21 protein-coding genes are annotated in these 18,508 nt (G+C 40.4%); 3 read left to right on the forward strand and 18 right to left on the reverse strand.

Features of this window, described 5'->3' with window-relative positions:
* Positions 1-263: 263 nt before the first annotated feature.
* A complete protein-coding gene (proC, locus tag PI85_RS08675; protein WP_036126779.1) occupies positions 264-1,067 on the forward strand; it encodes a pyrroline-5-carboxylate reductase in 804 nt (267 codons plus the stop codon).
* A gap of 48 nt (positions 1,068-1,115) precedes the next feature.
* Positions 1,116-2,126: an NADPH dehydrogenase NamA gene (gene namA, locus PI85_RS08680; RefSeq protein ID WP_008178311.1), complete on the forward strand. Its 1,011-nt coding sequence runs from the start codon at positions 1,116-1,118 to the stop codon at positions 2,124-2,126.
* Positions 2,127-2,175: 49 nt separating this feature from the next.
* Here the strand turns inward: namA and PI85_RS08685 are convergent, their stop codons facing one another.
* Together PI85_RS08685 and PI85_RS08690 are read right to left on the reverse strand one after the other, a co-directional pair.
* Positions 2,176-2,454, reverse strand: coding sequence for a DUF1450 domain-containing protein (locus PI85_RS08685; RefSeq protein WP_081937113.1), 279 nt, complete (start codon positions 2,452-2,454; stop codon positions 2,176-2,178).
* Between the two features lie 111 nt (positions 2,455-2,565).
* Entirely contained in the window at positions 2,566-3,447 is an 882-nt protein-coding gene (locus tag PI85_RS08690; RefSeq protein ID WP_036126781.1) for a LysR family transcriptional regulator, read from the reverse strand.
* A 117-nt stretch (positions 3,448-3,564) separates the two neighbouring features.
* Here PI85_RS08690 and PI85_RS08695 point away from each other — a divergent pair, with 117 nt between their 5' ends.
* Positions 3,565-4,590: a DUF2332 domain-containing protein gene (locus tag PI85_RS08695; protein WP_036126784.1), complete on the forward strand. Its 1,026-nt coding sequence runs from the start codon at positions 3,565-3,567 to the stop codon at positions 4,588-4,590.
* 57 nt (positions 4,591-4,647) lie between these two features.
* Here the strand turns inward: PI85_RS08695 and PI85_RS08700 are convergent, their stop codons facing one another.
* From PI85_RS08700 to PI85_RS08775, 16 genes are all read right to left on the reverse strand, one after another.
* Positions 4,648-5,214: an NADPH-dependent FMN reductase gene (locus PI85_RS08700; protein ID WP_039391610.1), complete on the reverse strand. Its 567-nt coding sequence runs from the start codon at positions 5,212-5,214 to the stop codon at positions 4,648-4,650.
* A 13-nt stretch (positions 5,215-5,227) separates the two neighbouring features.
* Positions 5,228-6,283 (reverse strand): LLM class flavin-dependent oxidoreductase, encoded by a 1,056-nt coding sequence (locus PI85_RS08705; RefSeq protein WP_036126786.1) that lies wholly within the window; start codon positions 6,281-6,283, stop codon positions 5,228-5,230.
* A gap of 16 nt (positions 6,284-6,299) precedes the next feature.
* Positions 6,300-7,241, reverse strand: a complete 942-nt coding sequence (locus PI85_RS08710) for a ring-cleaving dioxygenase (RefSeq protein WP_036126788.1) — start codon at positions 7,239-7,241, stop codon at positions 6,300-6,302.
* A gap of 53 nt (positions 7,242-7,294) precedes the next feature.
* Positions 7,295-7,699 (reverse strand): MarR family winged helix-turn-helix transcriptional regulator, encoded by a 405-nt coding sequence (locus PI85_RS08715; protein WP_216604582.1) that lies wholly within the window; start codon positions 7,697-7,699, stop codon positions 7,295-7,297.
* A gap of 137 nt (positions 7,700-7,836) precedes the next feature.
* Positions 7,837-8,457, reverse strand: coding sequence for a sporulation-specific diadenylate cyclase CdaS (gene cdaS, locus PI85_RS08720; RefSeq protein WP_080709156.1), 621 nt, complete (start codon positions 8,455-8,457; stop codon positions 7,837-7,839).
* Positions 8,458-8,543: 86 nt separating this feature from the next.
* A complete protein-coding gene (locus tag PI85_RS08725) occupies positions 8,544-9,920 on the reverse strand; it encodes a DHA2 family efflux MFS transporter permease subunit (protein WP_036126790.1) in 1,377 nt (458 codons plus the stop codon).
* 76 nt (positions 9,921-9,996) lie between these two features.
* Positions 9,997-10,578, reverse strand: a complete 582-nt coding sequence (locus PI85_RS08730; RefSeq protein ID WP_036126791.1) for a TetR/AcrR family transcriptional regulator — start codon at positions 10,576-10,578, stop codon at positions 9,997-9,999.
* A 121-nt stretch (positions 10,579-10,699) separates the two neighbouring features.
* On the reverse strand, positions 10,700-10,930 hold the full coding sequence (locus PI85_RS08735; RefSeq protein WP_008178293.1) for a hypothetical protein: 231 nt from the start codon (positions 10,928-10,930) through the stop codon (positions 10,700-10,702).
* A gap of 144 nt (positions 10,931-11,074) precedes the next feature.
* Positions 11,075-12,007: a ribonuclease Z gene (rnz, locus tag PI85_RS08740; protein ID WP_036126793.1), complete on the reverse strand. Its 933-nt coding sequence runs from the start codon at positions 12,005-12,007 to the stop codon at positions 11,075-11,077.
* Positions 12,008-12,103: 96 nt separating this feature from the next.
* Positions 12,104-12,940, reverse strand: a complete 837-nt coding sequence (locus tag PI85_RS08745) for a class I SAM-dependent methyltransferase (RefSeq protein WP_036126796.1) — start codon at positions 12,938-12,940, stop codon at positions 12,104-12,106.
* On the reverse strand, positions 12,937-14,436 hold the full coding sequence (locus tag PI85_RS08750; protein WP_036126800.1) for a cobyric acid synthase: 1,500 nt from the start codon (positions 14,434-14,436) through the stop codon (positions 12,937-12,939). Before PI85_RS08750 ends, PI85_RS08745 begins: the two co-directional genes overlap by 4 nt.
* Before the next feature lie 156 nt (positions 14,437-14,592).
* Positions 14,593-15,129, reverse strand: a complete 537-nt coding sequence (locus PI85_RS08755; protein ID WP_036126802.1) for a cob(I)yrinic acid a,c-diamide adenosyltransferase — start codon at positions 15,127-15,129, stop codon at positions 14,593-14,595.
* 13 nt (positions 15,130-15,142) lie between these two features.
* Positions 15,143-15,703 carry a nitroreductase gene (locus PI85_RS08760; RefSeq protein WP_036126805.1) on the reverse strand — a complete coding sequence of 187 codons (561 nt, stop codon included), beginning with the start codon at positions 15,701-15,703 and terminating at the stop codon, positions 15,143-15,145.
* Positions 15,704-15,737: 34 nt separating this feature from the next.
* On the reverse strand, positions 15,738-16,505 hold the full coding sequence (cobA, locus tag PI85_RS08765) for a uroporphyrinogen-III C-methyltransferase (protein ID WP_036126806.1): 768 nt from the start codon (positions 16,503-16,505) through the stop codon (positions 15,738-15,740).
* Positions 16,502-17,140 carry a bifunctional precorrin-2 dehydrogenase/sirohydrochlorin ferrochelatase gene (locus PI85_RS08770; protein WP_036126809.1) on the reverse strand — a complete coding sequence of 213 codons (639 nt, stop codon included), beginning with the start codon at positions 17,138-17,140 and terminating at the stop codon, positions 16,502-16,504. Before PI85_RS08770 ends, cobA begins: the two co-directional genes overlap by 4 nt.
* Positions 17,133-18,500, reverse strand: a complete 1,368-nt coding sequence (locus PI85_RS08775) for a cobyrinate a,c-diamide synthase (RefSeq protein ID WP_036126812.1) — start codon at positions 18,498-18,500, stop codon at positions 17,133-17,135. Before PI85_RS08775 ends, PI85_RS08770 begins: the two co-directional genes overlap by 8 nt.
* Positions 18,501-18,508: the final 8 nt, after the last annotated feature.

The following is an 18,508-nucleotide window of genomic DNA, read 5'->3' on the forward strand; positions in this document are numbered from 1 at the left end:
TATTAATGTGCGTTGAAGAAGCCGAGTACGTAATTGGTGAAGGTGTTAGAGAGTGTTACATTTGCTGAGAGTAACATCACCCACTCCCATTACCGAACCTATTTCTGAGCAGTTATGCAAACATAACCGTCTCCCTTGCGATAAAAGGGCTAAGAGTTGTGCCAACATTGGCAAACAAAGGTGGTACCGCGGAAACAAAAGCGTTTTCGTCCTTCTAAATAAGGACGAGAGCGCTTTTTTATTTTGAACTGGAGGTTTTATTCATGAAAAAAATTTTATTTATCGGTGCGGGCTCAATGGCAGAGGCATTGATTCAAGGGTGGATAAAGCAAAAGGTATTTTCACCACAGGAAATTTACGTCACCAATCGCTCTGACAAAGAACGTCTACATTTTTTACAAGAAACATATGGCATTCACTGCATGTTTGATCAGGTCATTTTTCGTCAGGCAGATCTAATCATTTTGGCGATGAAGCCAAAAGACGCAATTGCAGCAATGCGGGAGTTAAAACCAAAAATCACAGCACAGTCTGCGATTCTGTCCATTCTAGCAGGAATTGGGATAGGGACGATTACTGAACTTTTAGGGAGCCGTCCAGTCGCACGAGTGATGCCTAACACGTCTGCCACTATCGGTATGTCCGCAAGCGGCATTGCATTTAATAACGAAGTATCTACTGCACAGCGTATTCTTTTTCTCCAGTTATTAGAGGCTGTTGGCTCCGTTATTGAAGTCGATGAGGATCAATTACATGCAGTCACAGCCCTTTCAGGTAGTGGTCCTGCTTATATTTATTATTTAATGGAAGCGTTCGAGCGTGTAGGAACAGAGGTAGGTCTATCCAAAGATACAGTACGATTATTGATGACACAAACTCTTGCTGGTACTGCTGAAATGCTCAAGCAATCCGTAGATGAACCGGATGTCCTACGCAAAAAAGTAACAAGCCCTGGCGGGACAACTGAGGCGGGGATTCAAGCGCTAGAGCAGTATCAATTTAATGAGGCGATTGAAGCTTGTATTAAAGAAGCAGAAGCACGATCTCGTTCACTTGCAAATGGATAACATTAGGTGCAAAATAAAGTTTATCACTAGGAATTAGGGGGCTTTATTTTGAGTAAATTATTCGAACCTTATCAATTACAATCGATTTCCTTAAAAAACCGTGTTGTCATGGCACCAATGTGTATGTACTCAGCCGAGGATGATGGTATGGTCACACCTTTCCATCAAGTCCATTATGCGACACGGGCAGCTGGGCAAGTAGGATTAATCATTTTAGAAGCTACGGGTGTTGTACCAGAAGGTCGTATCTCCAACAAGGACTTAGGCATTTGGGATGACGCGCATATTGAAGGCTTACGTCAATTAGTAGAAGGCATGAAAGCATATGGGGCTAAAACAGGCATCCAGCTTGGTCATGCCGGACGTAAAGCAGCAATAGATGGCGAAATTTTTGCCCCATCAGCAATTGCCTTTAGTTCAGACTATCAAACACCAACAGCCATGTCTGAAGAGGACATTCATCATGTGATTGAAGCGTTTAAACAAGCGGCTATTCGTGCTGCAAAGGCAGGCTTTGACGTACTAGAAATTCATGGAGCACACGGCTATTTAATCAGTGAATTTTTATCGCCTGCTACGAACAAACGTGAAGATCAATATGGTGGCTCACAGGAAAATCGCTACCGTATATTGCGTCAAATCATCGATGCCATTCGCAGTGTTTGGGATGGGCCATTGTTGGTACGTGTTTCTGCAGAAGATTACGCAGAGGATGGCACTACAATGGAAGATTTCATCGTCTTTAGCCGCTGGATGAAGTCACAAGGGGTAGACCTTGTAGATGTATCAACAGGTGGCGTTGTCCCTGCTGCTATCAATGTTTTTCCAGGTTACCAGGTTTCTCATGCAGAAGCCATCAAACATGGAGCTGATATCCCTACTGGTGCAGTGGGCCTTATTACAACAGCCATTCAAGCCGAAGAAATTTTGCAAAATAACCGTGCAGATTTAATTTTCTTAGCTCGTGTATTACTCCGTGAGCCGTACTGGCCCCTCCATGCAGCTAAAGAATTAAGCGAAGAACTGCAACCACCCGTACAATATGTTCGTGGTTGGTAATCCTCGTTCCATAACAAAACAGCTTGTGCGTTCACAAGCTGTTTTTTAATTAGAACAGTGGATTTTGTTTGATTTCTTCATCAATAGCCTGTACTAATGCCTCCGCATCATCCGCAGTGACGATTTCTCCGTTCACAATAGCAAAAATACCTTGCTCACAGATGTCACAATGCGATGTACAACCCGATTCCTCCATCTCAATATCTTCACGTTCTAGTAAGACATCATATGCATCTGCCGCACCTAACGATAAATTCGTGATGCAAAACTCAACTCTATTTTTTAATGGCTGTGAATCTTTCTTCTTTTTAAAAAGAGAAAATACCATGTTTATTCCCCCTTACAAACTATTATCTATCATACCATAATGGGACACTGTCTATGAAAACCCTTACAAACAATTCACTCAGATTCCCCTCATTTTTGAACATCATGTGAATTATAAATAATTTCTAGTTAGTAATAGCTCTAGTAAGTCATTTGGAACATTTGTCGACTCTTTATAGAACAAGTATACGGGTACATTTGGCAATGAAAAACCTTCAAACGGTACAATATTAAAACGTCCCTCCATACGCTCTTTTCTTACGATCATACGAGGTAGAAAAGACATCCCTAAGCCGTCTTTGATTAGTCTTTTTACGACATAGGATTGGGAAATTGATACTTGCCTCGTTAACATATAGTTTTCTCTTAAATTATGTAAAAGCTCATTCCAAATAGTTGGGTGATGATGCGTAAATAATGTATATGTTTGAAATAGCTCTTCATAATCGATGTAAGCCCCTGTTTCATCGTCATAAGCATCTAATGGAATCACTAATTCTAACGGGCTTTCAATAAGCAGCTCTTGATGCCAATGTCGATAGCGAGTTGGTAATAAGGAGATACCTATATGCGCTTGATGCTGATGAACTAAATCTTCAATTTTAGCTGAATCCTCCACTAAAATCGAAATTTCCAATGCAGGGTGATCATTGATAAATTGATACAAAACATGCGGTAAAATGGTTTCCACCATTAAAGGGGTCATAGCGATAATAATCTTTTCATGAATGCCTTTACTGACTAAACGAATACGTTCAATACTTTGCTCCCACTGAAGGACCATTTGCTGTGCCTCTAGTCGAAAAAGCTTCCCGGCTTCAGTTAATTGGACACGGTTTCTTTCACGCTTAAACAATTGAACATGCAAAAATTCTTCTAACTGTTGAATGTGAACGGTGATACTTGGCTGTGAAAGATGAAGTTGTTGTGCCGCTGTTCGAAAATTACAAGTTTGAGCCGCTACAATAAAGGACTGTAACCATTTAAACTCCATGTTTTCTCCTCCTTGATTACTATTTTTGATTAAGTTCATTACATATATTTAATTTACTAAATTATACAATAATAATAGACTGACTATTAAATAGATGATGCAAAAGGAGAGATATACATGTCTTATGCTACATTAAGTCGTCAATTTCGAGTATTTGCCGAACAGGAATGTGTAGACTCTAGCCCCCTGTATGAACATTTAGCTAATAATATTGCTGTGGATGAGGAGCTTTTAGAGATTGCCTCCATGATTCCACCCAATCAACCAGCACCCAATTTATTGTTGGCGGCTGTGCAATATTTATTGGGTTCCTTGAAAGATCCTTTAGCTAAGTATTACGCGTCTCTTACGGCAACTCCACTTCCCATTCAAGGGGTTTACCCTGTCTTTAAGGCATTTGTAATGGCGCATACAGCACAATTAAAGTCATTGTTTCAAGAAAAACTCGTCCAAACCAATGAAATTCGACGTTGTGCCTATCTCTATCCTATGATGACTGACATATATCACAAGCATCAACGACCATTAGCCTTCATAGAAATAGGAGCAAGTGCTGGACTTCAGCTTGGTATGGATCACTACAATTATTGCTACAATCGTCAATTATCCATTATCAATACGAGCAATGGGTGTACCATATCCTCAGAAAACCGAGGGGAAACACTTCCTGCGACTGTGTCTAAGCCACCTGTTGTTTGTCGAAGGATTGGCATTGATTTAAATCCTATTGATCTCCGGCAAAAGGAAGAAAGTCAATGGCTGCAAGCTTTAATCTGGCCTGAACACCACGAACGTCGATTGTTGTTGAATGAAGCTCTCCCTATCTTTGGTCAATTAGATATTCAGTTAATAAAGGGTGATGCAATCCAACTGATCCAAGAGATTAGTCAAACAATTGCGCAAGATGCAATGTTAGTCGTTTATCATACACATGTCGCCAATCAAATGCCATTATCATTACGGATTGAATTAATGGAGCAGTTAAAGGAAATAAGCATGGTGCGACCTCTTTATCATTGCTATAATAATCTATTTGACTTACAGCTACATCAAGATTTTATGCATCTTGGCACCATTGAGCCGATTCGTACAATGGAACGACCAGATGGGCATGCACGCTGGTTTAAATGGGCCAACTGCTAGCATGTACAATAAAAAGAAACGCTGTGCCCTATTGCTACACAGCGTTTCTTTTAATCTTTAAAAATCGTATTCAGCATCTTTTTTCGCACGAATTTCTGCAAATGCGTCTGTTACCATTACAGTGTCCTCTGCTAACCGTTCAAGACGGAAAAGAACATCATCATTGACAATTTCTTTGCGTAAAAAGTCTTTTTCTTCTATAAATACATAGGTTGGCACAATATGGGCCTTCATGTAAGCTAGAATCGGCTTTAATTGCTGCTCCACCATCAAGTAGTGCTTCGACGTACCTGCTGTGACCACAACACTGACCACTTTATCGCGAAAGGCATTGACTGGTAATAAGTCAAAGATATTTTTCAATGTTGCTGGAATGGATGCCTGGAATGTTGGCGTACCAATAACAATAGCATCCGCAGCCATGATGGTTTCTGTCACATATTTTGTATCGCCCTCATAGTCAAAATAATTACGTCCATCACTAAATACTAGTTGATAGTCAGCGAGATCCAGAAGCGTCACTTCATACTCCGGGTATTTTTTTTGGACCATTTCGACAAATTTATGCATAGCTGTTCTTGTTTTTGAGCCGATAATAGAACCGGCAAGTGCGACAATTTTCATGACTGTTCGCTCCTTATTTTGCTGTATATTTTTTCATTGCAGGAATAATATCTTTACCGATCATTTCAATATTTTTCATGATTTTATCGAATGGCACGCCTCCAAAATCAATTTGAGCCATAAATCGTTGCATGCCATAAAGCTCATATTGATAAAGTAATTTCTCAATAATTTGCTCCTTGCTTCCGACCATTAACGCATCCCGTGTATCTGTTGCTTGTGCAAATTGCTGCTTTGGATAGCCTCCTCCACGTATCGCTTGGAAACCACCATTTAAATGTGGATACATCCCTTGCAATGCCTCTTTTGTTGTATCGGCTACATAAAACAAGCTTGTTGTGGCAACTGGCAATTCATTTGGATCAAAGCCTTGTCGCTCTGCCGCTTCTCGATATGCATCCACTGATGGCTTAAAGTTCGCAGCCGGCCCACCAAGAGTCGTTAACATCATGGGAATTCCCATATATCCTGCTTTGATGGCACTTGCAGGTGGACCTCCGACAGCACGCCAAATCGGTAAGGAGCCACTTTTTGGCTGTGGTAAAATTTGAGCGTGATGAAGTGGAGCACGGAACTGTCCTTCCCACGTTACAAGCTCCTCTGCATTGATTTTCATGAGTAGCTCTAATTTCTCTTCAAAAAGTTCTTCATAGTCATGTAAATCTACACCGAGTAAATGGTAGGCACCTACTCGGGAACCACGACCTGCCACAATTTCTGCGCGACCATTCGATAATAAATCAATAGTTGCAAAATCCTCATATACACGTACAGGATCGGAAACACTCAGCACAGTAGCAGAGCTTGACAGCTTAATTTTTGATGTCGCTTGTGCTATGGCGCCCAACACGACTGTATGTGCTTGCGTTGTAAAATACGATTGATGACTTTCGCCTACTCCAAATACATCAATACCCGCTTGCTCCGCTAATTGACTAGCTTCAACTATTTCTTGTAGTCGTTGCTGCGCAGAAATTCGTTCTCCTGTTAGTGGGTTGGGAATATGGTCTCCTAAAGAATACAGCCCAAATTCAAGTCCTTGTGATTGATCAATACGATATTTTTCCATTATGACTTATCTCTCCTTATTCAAGCGGCTCTAAAATCGCTTCAATTTCTGCTCGTTTTTCTTCTAAAAATGGCGGAAGATCTAGCTCTTTTCCTAGTTCATCTACTGTGGAATCCACCGTAAACCCTGGGCCATCTGTTGCCATTTCAAATAGAATTCCGTTACGATCTCTAAAATAAAGACTTTGGAAATAATAACGATCGACGACACCTGTACTAGTCAACCCTAGTTCTTTAATTTTTGTATCCCATTCTTGAAGCTCCTCCACCGTTGCTACACGTATAGCAAGATGGTGAATACTCCCTTTTCCTGGCTTTTCGCTTGGTCCTTCTAATTCTTTAACAAGAATTTCTCCAAGTATTTCTCCCTCTATCGATTGCAGAACTGTCCCTTGGTCATTTTCTGCAACAACTGTATAGTGAAATAAATCTTGTAGTAAATTTACAGTCCGTTGTAAATAACGCACCGTAATTTCAACTGTACCCATTCCTAAAATGCGATGCTCTTCAGGGATTTCATTGCCATCCCATGGTTGCCATTGAGTTGGCGTTTCCTGACCATGATGATTTAATAACACCATTCTCAACCCTTCTTGATCTTCAAAAAATAAGGCATCTTTCCCTGCATATGTGGTGATGTCACTATGTTCAACCTCAAGCTCTTGAAAGCGACCTTTCCAATAAAGTAAACTCTCATAGCTTGGTACAAGTAGACCAATACGTGTTATCGCATTAGTTCCTCGCACTGTACGGCCCGCAACAGGCATCTCAAAAAATGTTAATTCGGTTCCCGCTGAACCTGTTAAGTCCCCATAAAATAAATGATACATAGATGGAGAGTCTTGATTCACAGTTTTCTTCACACGTCGTAACCCTAAAATTTTTGTGTAAAAATGATTATTTTGTTTTCCATTTTTCGTTAGCATGGAAATATGATGGTGTCCACTTAATTTGTTCATTCGCTGCTCCTCCTCGAAATCACTTGACTACGCAAGTGATAGCGTAAAAAAAATTACGCTTGTGGCAATTTTTTTTCCTGACTATGCTTTTCCAGCTTTGTCATGACTTTATATAAAGTTTTCATTTCTTCATCTGTTAATACATCTTCAAAAAATGAGGATTGGAAGTGAAGCTGACTAGGTGTCGCTGCATCAATCATTTGCTCCCCTTTTGCCGTCAACGAAATCGCCTTCGTCTTCCAATTTTGCTTACGCTCAATGAGTCCCTCTTTTTCCAGTCTTGCTAGCATGCGAGACATTCCACCTTGTGTGACTGTTACCTTCTCTGCTAGTTGACATTGTGTAATAGGTGCATAGGTTTTTATTTGGATTAGCACATCAAATTGTGCAGTTGTTAAATCAAAACGTTTTAAAAATTCATTGGATAATTGATTACTTTGGGCTGTAAAGCGCATCATGCGAATCCAGGTTAAAGTACCTAATGTATGATTTTTCACGACTTTATCCTCCCTTCTGTTATCACTTTACCACGCAAGTGATAAAGTAGCAAGGAAAATATCTCGAATCTGAGATATTAACTACATAGGGAATGTCCCTATATAATGCCATGTGTGGTAATAGGATATAAATTGCCTTTAAAAGCAAATGATATTCTCCCTGTTTCTTCTGATACGACCATAACAAGTGCATCACTTACCTCACTTAATCCCAATGCTGCACGATGTCTAGTGCCTAATTTCCTTTCACCTGTATAACGTTCAGACAGTGGCAATACATTGGCAGCCGATTCAATTTGATTATGATTGACTAATACAGCTCCATCATGAAGAGGATTGCCCGGAAAAAAAATAGATTCTACTAATGAATGGGTTAAGTCAGCACCTATATGAATACCAGGCTGAACTAGATTCTCCAAAGCGTCTTCCCGCTGGATCACAATTAAACCACCATGTCTTCTCAGCGACATATTTTGTACACTATGCGATAGTTCTGGATACTTTTCAGTAAACGGGGAAAGATAACAATTTAAATAAAATGTGGCTGCTTTCATTTCTATTGCCACAAATTTTTCTTTAATTTTTTCAAAATTGCCAAGGAGACAATTTGTATCTGTATCCATCTGTTGAACACTTTGCTGTAATGACATAATCACTTGGAGAAGCTCATCTTTTAATGTTTCTTTCATTGGTGAAAAATCACAATTTATTGAATTCACAAAAGGCACCTCTCTTTTTTTTATAAAAGCTTTTCTCTCTTAGTTTCTCTGGAAAAACTATTTTTATGCGTCACAGACGATTAGAGCTATGAAGCGTTCTTTTTCTCTAATAAGAAAGACAATATAAGTCCGATTGTACTTAAAATGGTTGTCGCGAAAAAGGCTGCACGAATTCCACTTAGCATAGCATTTGCGGTACCCATCTGGAGCTGAAGCGTAGTGACTGTGCTCATGATGGTAACTAATAACGCTGTGACTAACGCTCCTCCAACCATACGCAATGTGCTATTCACCGCTGTTCCATGTGCCATCAATGCTATAGGTAGTGCATTCATACCAGCCGTTGTCAAAGGCATCATTATCATGGAAATGCCCAATGAAATCGTAGTAAAGAGGAGTGCAAGGAACCAAAGACTCGTGTTCATTGATAACCCTATTAACACACTAGATCCAAGCAACATACATGTAAATCCACCAAGTGCTAAGCCTTTACCTCCAACCTTATCGAAAATTTTACCTGTTATTGGCGACATAATCCCCATCACTAATGCACCCATCAATAACACTAACCCTGTTTCAAGTGCGGTCATTTGACGGACATTTTGAATATAAAAAGTTAACAGTATTTGCGTACCAATCATAAGTGCATAAACTAGGCTTGATAATATAGTTGTAATCGTGAAAATGGTCGATTGAAACACACGAAATTCTAGCATTGGTTGTGATAAACGGAGCTGTCGTCTAATAAATAGGACAAGCATAATGCTCCCCACTGTTAATGGTATCCATACCTGCATTGATAGAAACCCAACGGCTCCCGCAATACTGAAGCCGTATAACAAGCCTCCCCAACCAAAGGATGAAAACACGATAGAAAGACTATCTAGCTGCCCCTCCTTTTTCGTCGTTACATTTTTCATAAAAATAGTTGCTACCGTGAGGACAATAACGGAGACTGGCAGAACCGTAAAAAATAAATGTCTCCATGTAAGATGATCTAAAATCCAGCCTGCTAAGGTTGGGCCAACAGCTGGGGCAAAACCAGTTACTAGGCCAGCAAACCCCATAATGGAACCACGTTTTTCTTTTGGGTACATCGTTAACAAAATGGTTTGCATTAAAGGCATAATGATTCCTGCACCGGATGCTTGAATGATTCTAGCAATCAATAAAACTATAAAGGATGGCGCAAACGCACCTAAAAATGTGCCTACACTAAATAAGGTTAATGCTACGATTAACAATAAACGGTTGGAGAAACGGCCGATTAAAAAAGCCGTTATTGGGATGAGAATACCATTTGTTAATAAATATACGGTCGTAAGCCATTGAGCTAAATTGGCATCAATCTTGAAATCCTCCATGAGTGGTGGCATGGCAATTAGCAATAATGTTTGATTGAGAATAGATACAAAGGCAGCGGATAATAAAATCGCTACAATTAAATTTCTTTTGTCTTTCATATTTCATTGCCCCTTTTGTTAGTTAGTAATAACTAACATTTTAGTTGAAAATAAATAGCCCTTAGTGAGGGAAGAGCTATACGCTTACTCCACTCACAAAAGTTGCTACTAAATGTTGAATAAAAGGTTCTTGCTGATCCTTTAAAAAATGATTGTCCCATAATGCATTGGTTACAAAAAAACCAAAGAGGCTCGTTAAAAAAACAATCGCCTGCCCATAAGTATCGATCTCCTTCAACGTCCCTTGCGTAATTTTGGACTGGAAATAAGCGGCCAATAACTTTTGTAGCTGTTGGGTTTGGGTATTGGCAATAGATTTCATTAGTTCAGGTAGTCTATCACGATCTTGGGCTGCGATGAGAAAAATGGGTTTGTTTTTTTCCATATACGCTAAATACGTTTGAGCAATTTGCTGAAGATCATTGACGAGATTACCTGATAACTCTTCGGCAAAAAAACGTTCAAAGTACGGAATATATGAATGGGTTTGAAGTACTGCCTGAAGAATGCCCATCTTAGTTTCAAAATGACGAAAAACAGTCATTTCACTAACACCAGCAGTGGTGGCAATATCTTTAACTGACACATTCGAATAGCCTTTTTCAGTCATTAAATCTGTAGCTGCCATAAGAATTTTCTCTTTTGTATCTTTTTTCATGCTCAGTCCCTCCAAAATGTTAGTCATGACTAACAAAAATATAAACAACTTTCCCCTCCTTGTCAAAAAAAACGTGCTACCTCTAGAACTAATTTTCTACAGGTAACACGTATACGTTGGCTTACATATGTCCAGCCCTAATCTTTCTCACAATACTAAAAGTCGTATATGTAGCAGCTGGTGCCAAGACGACAATAAAAATGATCCAGACAGTTAGATTATTTGTTGCTTTCAAAGTTTCATAATTTGTTATGACAAACATGATGAGACCGAATAGTAATAAATAGCTCAGCACATTTGGAAAAATAACGATTAGTCGTAATAGTGCTGGCGGCATCTTTTGCTGATTCATTTTAACCACACCCCTTTTTTCAATTATACGGGAATTAAGTGATTTATCGTACTATATTTTTCCTTTTACACACTATTAATGTATAGCATAAAAAATTAAAAACATCTATTAGCTGTGATTCCAATTAATAGATGTTTTCCAATATTAAAGCAATGTATTGTTTTGCCAAGTATAAATCGCTTGATCGGAAGTTAGATACGTTTGCGGGAAAGTTTCCTGAGCCTCTGCCAAAAATGGCGGTAAATCCTGTGGAAGAAAACGAGCACTTAAATGATTTAGTAGTAGATATTGTGCCCCTGCTTGCTGTGCCACCTTTGCTGCTTCCACATTGGTAGCATGACCATAATTGGCTGCTAAATCCGTAGTCGTGCCGTCAAACGTAGCTTCATGGACAATGATGTCAGCACCCATTGATAGCTGAACAGCTTCCTCACAATATTTTGTGTCACCTAAAATGGTCAGTGTAAAGCCTTTTTTGGCTGGTGCAACAACATCTTTCGCTTGTATGACATCGCCGTTATCAAGCACGACATCATGGCCTCTTTTCAATTGTCCTAAAAGTGGTCCCTTGGGAACACCTAAATCCTTGGCTTTCTCGATTAATAATTCTCCAGGTAAATCCTTTTGTTCAATACGATATCCAAAGCATGGAACAACATGGCGCAATTCCTTCGCATATACCGTAAAACAATCATCCTCATATACAATCCCTTCTTGAACTTCTACAAAGTGCAAAGGATATGTTAAATGAGTCTTTGATAAAGAAAAAGTTTGTTCAATCCATTGCTGTAAGCCTGCTGGACCGAAGATCGTTAAAGGTTCATCTCCACCTTGAAACGAGCGGGAGCTTAAAAAGCCAGGCAATCCAAAAATATGATCACCATGTAGATGCGTAATAAAAATTTTTGACACCTTCCGCGGCTTTAACGACGTGTGTAAAATTTGATGTTGAGTCGCCTCTCCACAATCGAAAAGCCACATTTCGCTTATTTCGTCTAATAGCTTTAGCATCAGGGCACTCGTATTTCGTTCTTTGGAAGGCATGCCTGCGCCTGTTCCTAAAAAATGTAGCTGCACAAATGCCACCTCACTTCATGTTTTATCGTTTTATTGTACCTTATTGGACCTCATAAGAAAAACCTTTGGTAAAGCTTTCTCCAAAGGTTTTGTCGATTATTTTGGTTGCCAAGAAACAAGGGCTGCATGAAAATCATGACGATAATAATAGCGTCCATCTTTTTCTTCAATAAAAGGTTGCAGCGATTCCTCAATGTGTGCTTGTTGAAAATCTGTATTTAATATTTTTTTACTTTGAGTCGTCACTAGCTGTTCATAGCTTTCATAAGCATAGACACGTTCTAAAGGAATGATTTGACAATCAGCATAAATATCCATTTCGTATAGTAGATTTAAAAACTCTATATAATCTCTTCGGGGGAATTTGATCGTATAGCCGTACTTTTCATATAATCGTTCATAGTGTGGCTGAATAGGCCCTGTCGTCATCCCTATAATGGCACGCTTCGTCGCGAGTCGATTCATATGCGCTAGAGCAGCTTTAATTTCATACATACGATAAAAACAGTTGACGCCTAAAACGATATCATGTGGCTCAATCTCATCTTTTTCTAAACGCTCCCATTTTGCATGGACATAGGAAACGTGCTCCTGATGAGGCATGCACTGCTGTAAGTACTGCAACATACTTTCGGAGCTATCCACACATGTGAGCTTGTTTACTCTATCTGCTAGAGGAAAGGTGTAATTTCCCCAGCCAGGTCCAATTTCTAATACAGAATGTTGGGGTTCAATACTTTTTTGAAGCTCCTGAAAAATGCGTGCAGCATACGGATCCGTTTGCCCCATATTTTTTCGCGCAACAGATTGAGCCCAAAATTGCTCTTCTAGCTGATCATTCACCATTCGCTCAGGCATATGTCCATGCCAGTCTTTCATACCCTCTTGCCATAATGCTTCGAAATTAATGGCTAATGGTCCTTTTCTTGTCATACAGATACCTCTATTGATAATAATTCATATATTTTTTTCATATCAAGATTTGCTCGTACGTGACTGGCTAACATATTGTAAGCATCTTCTCTTCGTTCAGCATCACTTTTTACCTCACGAGGTAAGGCAGCTAATCCTTTTTTTACACGGATGTCATTGATAAGCTGACGGGTATACGTACGATTATGGAATAAACCATGGAAATACGTGCCAATCACCTGCTCATCTTGACTTACAGCGCCATCCTGTCGACCATCTTCAAGCTGCAAAAACGGTGTAACCTCATCACGTAAAATTTTTGTTCGTCCTAGATGAATTTCATAGCCCGTCAATAGATCCTGTCCTCTTGTGCCCGTCATTTGCACCGTTTTTTTATTGCCTACAAAAATAGTTTCCATTGGCAATAAACCAAGACCGTAAGCAGATTCACCATTGCCCTCCACTGCTTCTGGATCTAATAGCGTCTCACCAAGCATTTGAAAACCACCACATATTCCAATAATTTTAGTGCCTTGCTCCCTTAATCGGGCAATAGCTTGATCGAAGCCATTTGCCTTTAACCAGGCTAAATCATCCATTGTGCTTTTCGTTCCTGGAAGTATGAGCAAATCTGGCGTACCGAGTTCATGAACTTTTCCAATTAATCGAACCCCCACTTCAGGCTCATCAAAAAATGGATCGACATCTGTGAAGTTTGAAATACGGGGTAAACGAATCATCGCCACATCCACAGCAAATTCCCCTGGTTTTGGCTTTTTAAAGCGTAATGATGATAAAGCAAGTGAATCTTCCGCTTCAATATTGACCTCTAAATAAGGCACAACACCTAGCACTGGAATACCTGTTTCTTGCTCCACCCATGCCAAACCATCATCCAATAACTCACGCATACCTCTAAATTTATTAATGATTAGTCCTTTTACTCGTGCCCGCTCCGCCTCATCTAGCAATGCCAGAGTACCAACAATCGAAGCAAAAACCCCACCACGATCAATATCGGCAACAAGAAAAACCGCTGCATCTGCTAAATGTGCCATTCGCATATTTGCAATATCACGATCCTTTAAGTTAATCTCTGCTGGGCTTCCTGCCCCCTCTAAGACAATGACATCATATGTATTTTGAAGCGTACGAACTGATTTTTCGACAATGGGCATCGCTTCCTGGACAAAATTATTGCGATATGTTTTGGCATCCATATTTAAAAAATGCTTTCCGTGGACGATGACCTCAGACATCATATCTTGCTTTGGCTTGAGCAAAATTGGGTTCATATCAGTTGTCGCAACAACACGAGCAGCTTCAGCCTGTACTCCTTGTGCACGACCAATTTCCCCACCGTCTTTTGTTACAAATGAATTAAGCGCCATATTTTGCGATTTAAAGGGGACAACTTTAAAGCCATCATCCGAAAATATACGACACAACGCCGTACAAATCATACTTTTTCCAACATCGGAAGCTGTTCCTTGAATCATGATCGATTTTGCTGGCATAATCATTTTTCCTCCGTCATTATTGGTGTCACGCTGTCATATTTCTGTTCCTCGAGACACGATTATTTGCCTTCGTTCTGGTAGTAATCACACTTATCCAACATGCGTTGCTCACCTAACTCAGAGTAATTTATCCACCCTGAAGGTGAAGCTGCTTTAAAATTCAAGCCCCTTCACAGCTGGAATACCTTCATCATAATAATGTTTAGTAGCATCAATCGTAGAAACTAAATCAGCCATTGCTAGCAACGCAGGGTTGGCACTTCGGCCTGTCACCACTAGATGCATAGTCGATGGACGTTGCTGAATTGCTTCGATAACTTCTGCCAGTGGAAGAACATCATCAATTGGAAACTTACTTATAGCTAATGCATTGTTTAGCTCATCTAACACTAATAAATCAATGCTGTCATCCTGTAGAGCGGCCTTCGTTTTTTTCCATGCCTTTGCTAGGGCTACACGATGCTCCTCAGGTGTTTTGGTCCAAGTGAAGCCAATGCCCATTTGTTCCATTTCCACTCCTAGCTTACGCAAGGCAATTTGCTCTCCGTACGTACGCTCAGGTGATTTAATAAATTGCATATAGCGTACATTTAACCCACGACCAACCGCACGTAATGTAACACCTAGAGAGGCTGTCGTCTTGCCCTTTCCTTCGCCTGTGTATACTAAAAACAAGCCTTTTTTTGCCATGCTGTTAGCCTCCTTACAGCCAAGTTGTTTTTTCTTCAAATGGTGTACGCTTCTTGTCGTTAAGCTCCTGTTCTTCTGGGTAGCCGATAAAAATCGTCCCTACCACTTTCTGTGCTTCACTTGCACCGATAAATGAATGCATGCGCGGATCATGAACAAGCCCAACACCACGTGTACGCCAAACAAAGCCAAGACCTAGCTCCTCGGCTGTTAGCCACATGGACATAATGGCACTGCAAACAGCAAAAACATTGTCCTCTGTCGCATCGATATCACCCTCCACAACATCTGCTGTCACAACTATCGCGACAGGGGTTGTTTGTACAACCTTTAATGAGCTTTCCACTAAATTCGGCTTTGTTGGGAAGCGTTCCTGTAAATAAGCACTCGCCATTGCCTCATAACGCTCCATTGCTTCACCTTGAATGACGTAGAAATGCCAAGGCTCTCTCATTCTGTCATTAGGGGCAAATGTAGCTGCTTGTAAAATTTGCTCAATTTTCTCTTTTTCAACTAGCTGTGTTGTGTAATTTCGAATAGCTCGACGCTTTTTTAGTGCTTCGATAACTGTCATATTGCTTCCTCCTTCTGTTCTCTCAATGTGATGATTATGAAAAAGCAAGTCCCTGCTCTTCAAACCATTGAATTTTTTCACGTACATTGACGACTTCACCAACTACAATCATGGAAGGATTATGATATCCTTCCCGTTCAATAATGTTCGCAATTTCATCTAGTTGCCCTGTTATCGTTCGTTGTTGAGCAGTTGTTCCCCATTCAATAACCGCTACAGGTGTTGTGGCTTTACGTCCATTGTCGATAAGTTTTCGAGCTATGTAGGCAATATTGCCAACGCTCATATAAAAAGCGACAGTATCAATGCCTGTTGCTAATGCTGGCCAATTCAAAAAATCCTGTCCTTTTTCTTCTCGACCATGCCCAGTCACGAGGGCAAAGCTAGTGGCAAAGTCTCTATGTGTCACAGGAATCCCCGCATAAGCAGGAGCAGCAATCCCTGCTGTTATACCTGGCACAATTTCATAGGCAATGCCATGATTTTTTAAGATTTCAGCCTCTTCTGCACCACGGCCAAAGACAAAGGGATCGCCACCTTTAAGACGTGTGACAATTTTTCCTTGCTGCGCCTTCTCCACAAGTAATGCATTAATTTCATCCTGAATGAGGTGGTGCTTTCCTGGTAATTTCCCACAATAAACGAGCTCCGCATCCTTTTTTGCGAAGTCTAGCAATGCTGGATTCACAAGACGGTCATACGCAATAATATCAGCCTTTTGGATACATTCCAGACCATAGACCGTAATGAGCTTTGGATCTCCAGGTCCTGCGCCAACGATATAAACTATTCCATCCTTCATTGCTTTTCTCCCATCAATAGTTGTTGTAAATAAGCTTCACGTCTATCCATCTCACCTTGACGTGTCCATTCAAGGATGTTTGGCTCTAGCAAGGCCTGTAATGCCGCACGTCTTTGTGGGCCTTTATCAAACTTGGCAGCAACCATTAAACGAGCTTGCTGCAAAAAGCATACGTAATCCTCATAGGCATCATCAAATTGATCCTCTAACTCTGCTTTAATTTTACGAGCTAGCCCGGGACTTGCTCCTGATGTCGAAACAGTTAACACGAAGGGACCACGACGAACTGTCGCTGGGGTAATAAAATCACTTTCACTTTGTCTATCTGTTCGATTAATTAATTGCCAATGCTGTGCGGCCTCTTGCACGGCTTCGTTAACTGCCGTCACATTTGTGGCAGCAATAATAAGGATTGCATCATCCAAATCACGTGGTTCAAACTCTTTTTGTTTCCAAGTAATTTGCCCCAATTCGGCTAGTGGCTGTAAATCTTCATGTAAGGCCGGACTAACAATGACAATATTCGCCTTCGCTGGTAAAAGGGATGCCACCTTTTGTGTAGCTACGTGACCACCCCCTACGATTACAACCGTTTTATATTCTAGATTAATATGAATAGGAAAATAATTAGTCAATATTCTTCACCTTCTTGCAAGCTGTTAACCAATTGTCAACTAGCTTTGGGTTTGATACAAAATGAAAATGCGTATAACCAGCCACCAAATTCCCTACTTGATAGCCTTCTTGCTTTTTGCCAAAGCGTCCAATCGTTTCGTAGGCCGGTGTGTGATGGGAGCCACTGTATTGGGAATAGTGGAATTCATGTCCCTTTGCTTGTTCCTCTGAACCGATTAAGAAATTACCTGCCGTACCAAAAATTTCACGATAGCCAAGCGCTGCTAGTTTTTTTTGCATCGCTACTTCTCCTGGGATTACACCTATCATGCCATAACGCTCCCCATGACTATCTGTAATAGCTTCTGTTAAATACATAAAGCCCCCACATTCAGCCAATGTCGGTAAACCTTTGTTGATGGCTTCACGTATAGATTGTTTGGCCATCGTATTTGCCGCAAGTGTCTGCGCAAACTCTTCAGGAAAGCCACCCCCTATATATAAGCCATCCGCCTCTGCTGGTACTGGCTCATTGGCAAGTGGTGAGAAAAATTGTAATGTCGCACCTTTCGCCCGTAGTAACGCCAAATTTTCTTCATAATAAAAATTAAATGCCGCATCTTTTGCTACAGCGAGACAAATATTTTGTGTAGGCTCCTCTGTAAATAATTTGCCTGACTCCTTAAGTACAGGTGCCTTTGTTATGTCGAGTAATTGCTCTAAGTCAATCGTCTCAGCCATTAGGTCTCCTAGCTTGTCAAAAAATGAATGAAGTTCTCCTCTTTCAATAGCAGGGACTAATCCTAAATGACGACTTGGAATATCAATCCCTTCCTCGCGCTTTAAGTAGCCGATTACAGGAATCCCACATTCTTGTTCAATAGCAGCCTTGGCAATTTCATAATGGCCAACACTACCAACTTGATTTGCTATTACACCAACGATATTTGGTTTATCTGATAATAATTGAAATCCTTTGACAACTGCCGCAACACTTCTAGCCATACTTGCACAATTAACGATTAAAATAACTGGACTTTCAGTTACTACACTAATATCTGCGGCAGAGCCAGCATCTGATAATGGACTTTTACCATCATAAAAGCCCATGACACCCTCGATAATAGAGACGTCTGCGTCCCTACTGGCGCGAGCTACAATATCACATACTGCTTCATGCGAAAACATCCAACTATCAATATTGCGTGATACTCTACCTGTTACGGCCGTATGATAGGTTGGATCGATATAATCAGGTCCACATTTAAAGCCCTGCACGACTTTCCCTTTATTTTGTAGAGCCTTCATCAGACCAATAGTAAAAGTAGTTTTACCTACACCACTGCCTGTCCCAGCTAGTACAAAGCGATTTGTTTGCATGGACTTCC

Source organism: Lysinibacillus sp. A1 (assembly GCF_000801965.1).
Classification (GTDB): Bacteria; Bacillota; Bacilli; order Bacillales_A; family Planococcaceae; genus Lysinibacillus; species Lysinibacillus fusiformis.

Bases quoted from the DNA above. Each gene is read 5' to 3' on its own strand.
- PI85_RS08775 (WP_036126812.1), bottom strand. From the start codon at position 18,500: ATGCAAACAAATCGCTTTGTACTAGCTGGGACAGGCAGTGGTGTAGGT.
- cobA (WP_036126806.1), bottom strand. From the start codon at position 16,505: ATGAAGGATGGAATAGTTTATATCGTTGGCGCAGGACCTGGAGATCCA.
- PI85_RS08755 (WP_036126802.1), bottom strand. From the start codon at position 15,129: ATGGCAAAAAAAGGCTTGTTTTTAGTATACACAGGCGAAGGAAAGGGC.
- PI85_RS08700 (WP_039391610.1), bottom strand. From the start codon at position 5,214: ATGAAAATTGTCGCACTTGCCGGTTCTATTATCGGCTCAAAAACAAGA.
- PI85_RS08685 (WP_081937113.1), bottom strand. From the start codon at position 2,454: ATGGTATTTTCTCTTTTTAAAAAGAAGAAAGATTCACAGCCATTAAAA.
- PI85_RS08705 (WP_036126786.1), bottom strand. From the start codon at position 6,283: ATGGAAAAATATCGTATTGATCAATCACAAGGACTTGAATTTGGGCTG.
- PI85_RS08715 (WP_216604582.1), bottom strand. From the start codon at position 7,699: ATGATGCGCTTTACAGCCCAAAGTAATCAATTATCCAATGAATTTTTA.
- PI85_RS08735 (WP_008178293.1), bottom strand. From the start codon at position 10,930: ATGAATCAGCAAAAGATGCCGCCAGCACTATTACGACTAATCGTTATT.
- PI85_RS08730 (WP_036126791.1), bottom strand. From the start codon at position 10,578: ATGAAAAAAGATACAAAAGAGAAAATTCTTATGGCAGCTACAGATTTA.
- PI85_RS08695 (WP_036126784.1), top strand. From the start codon at position 3,565: ATGTCTTATGCTACATTAAGTCGTCAATTTCGAGTATTTGCCGAACAG.
- PI85_RS08750 (WP_036126800.1), bottom strand. From the start codon at position 14,436: ATGCCAGCAAAATCGATCATGATTCAAGGAACAGCTTCCGATGTTGGA.
- PI85_RS08745 (WP_036126796.1), bottom strand. From the start codon at position 12,940: ATGACAAGAAAAGGACCATTAGCCATTAATTTCGAAGCATTATGGCAA.
- PI85_RS08760 (WP_036126805.1), bottom strand. From the start codon at position 15,703: ATGACAGTTATCGAAGCACTAAAAAAGCGTCGAGCTATTCGAAATTAC.
- PI85_RS08710 (WP_036126788.1), bottom strand. From the start codon at position 7,241: ATGAACAAATTAAGTGGACACCATCATATTTCCATGCTAACGAAAAAT.
- PI85_RS08690 (WP_036126781.1), bottom strand. From the start codon at position 3,447: ATGGAGTTTAAATGGTTACAGTCCTTTATTGTAGCGGCTCAAACTTGT.
- PI85_RS08725 (WP_036126790.1), bottom strand. From the start codon at position 9,920: ATGAAAGACAAAAGAAATTTAATTGTAGCGATTTTATTATCCGCTGCC.
- proC (WP_036126779.1), top strand. From the start codon at position 264: ATGAAAAAAATTTTATTTATCGGTGCGGGCTCAATGGCAGAGGCATTG.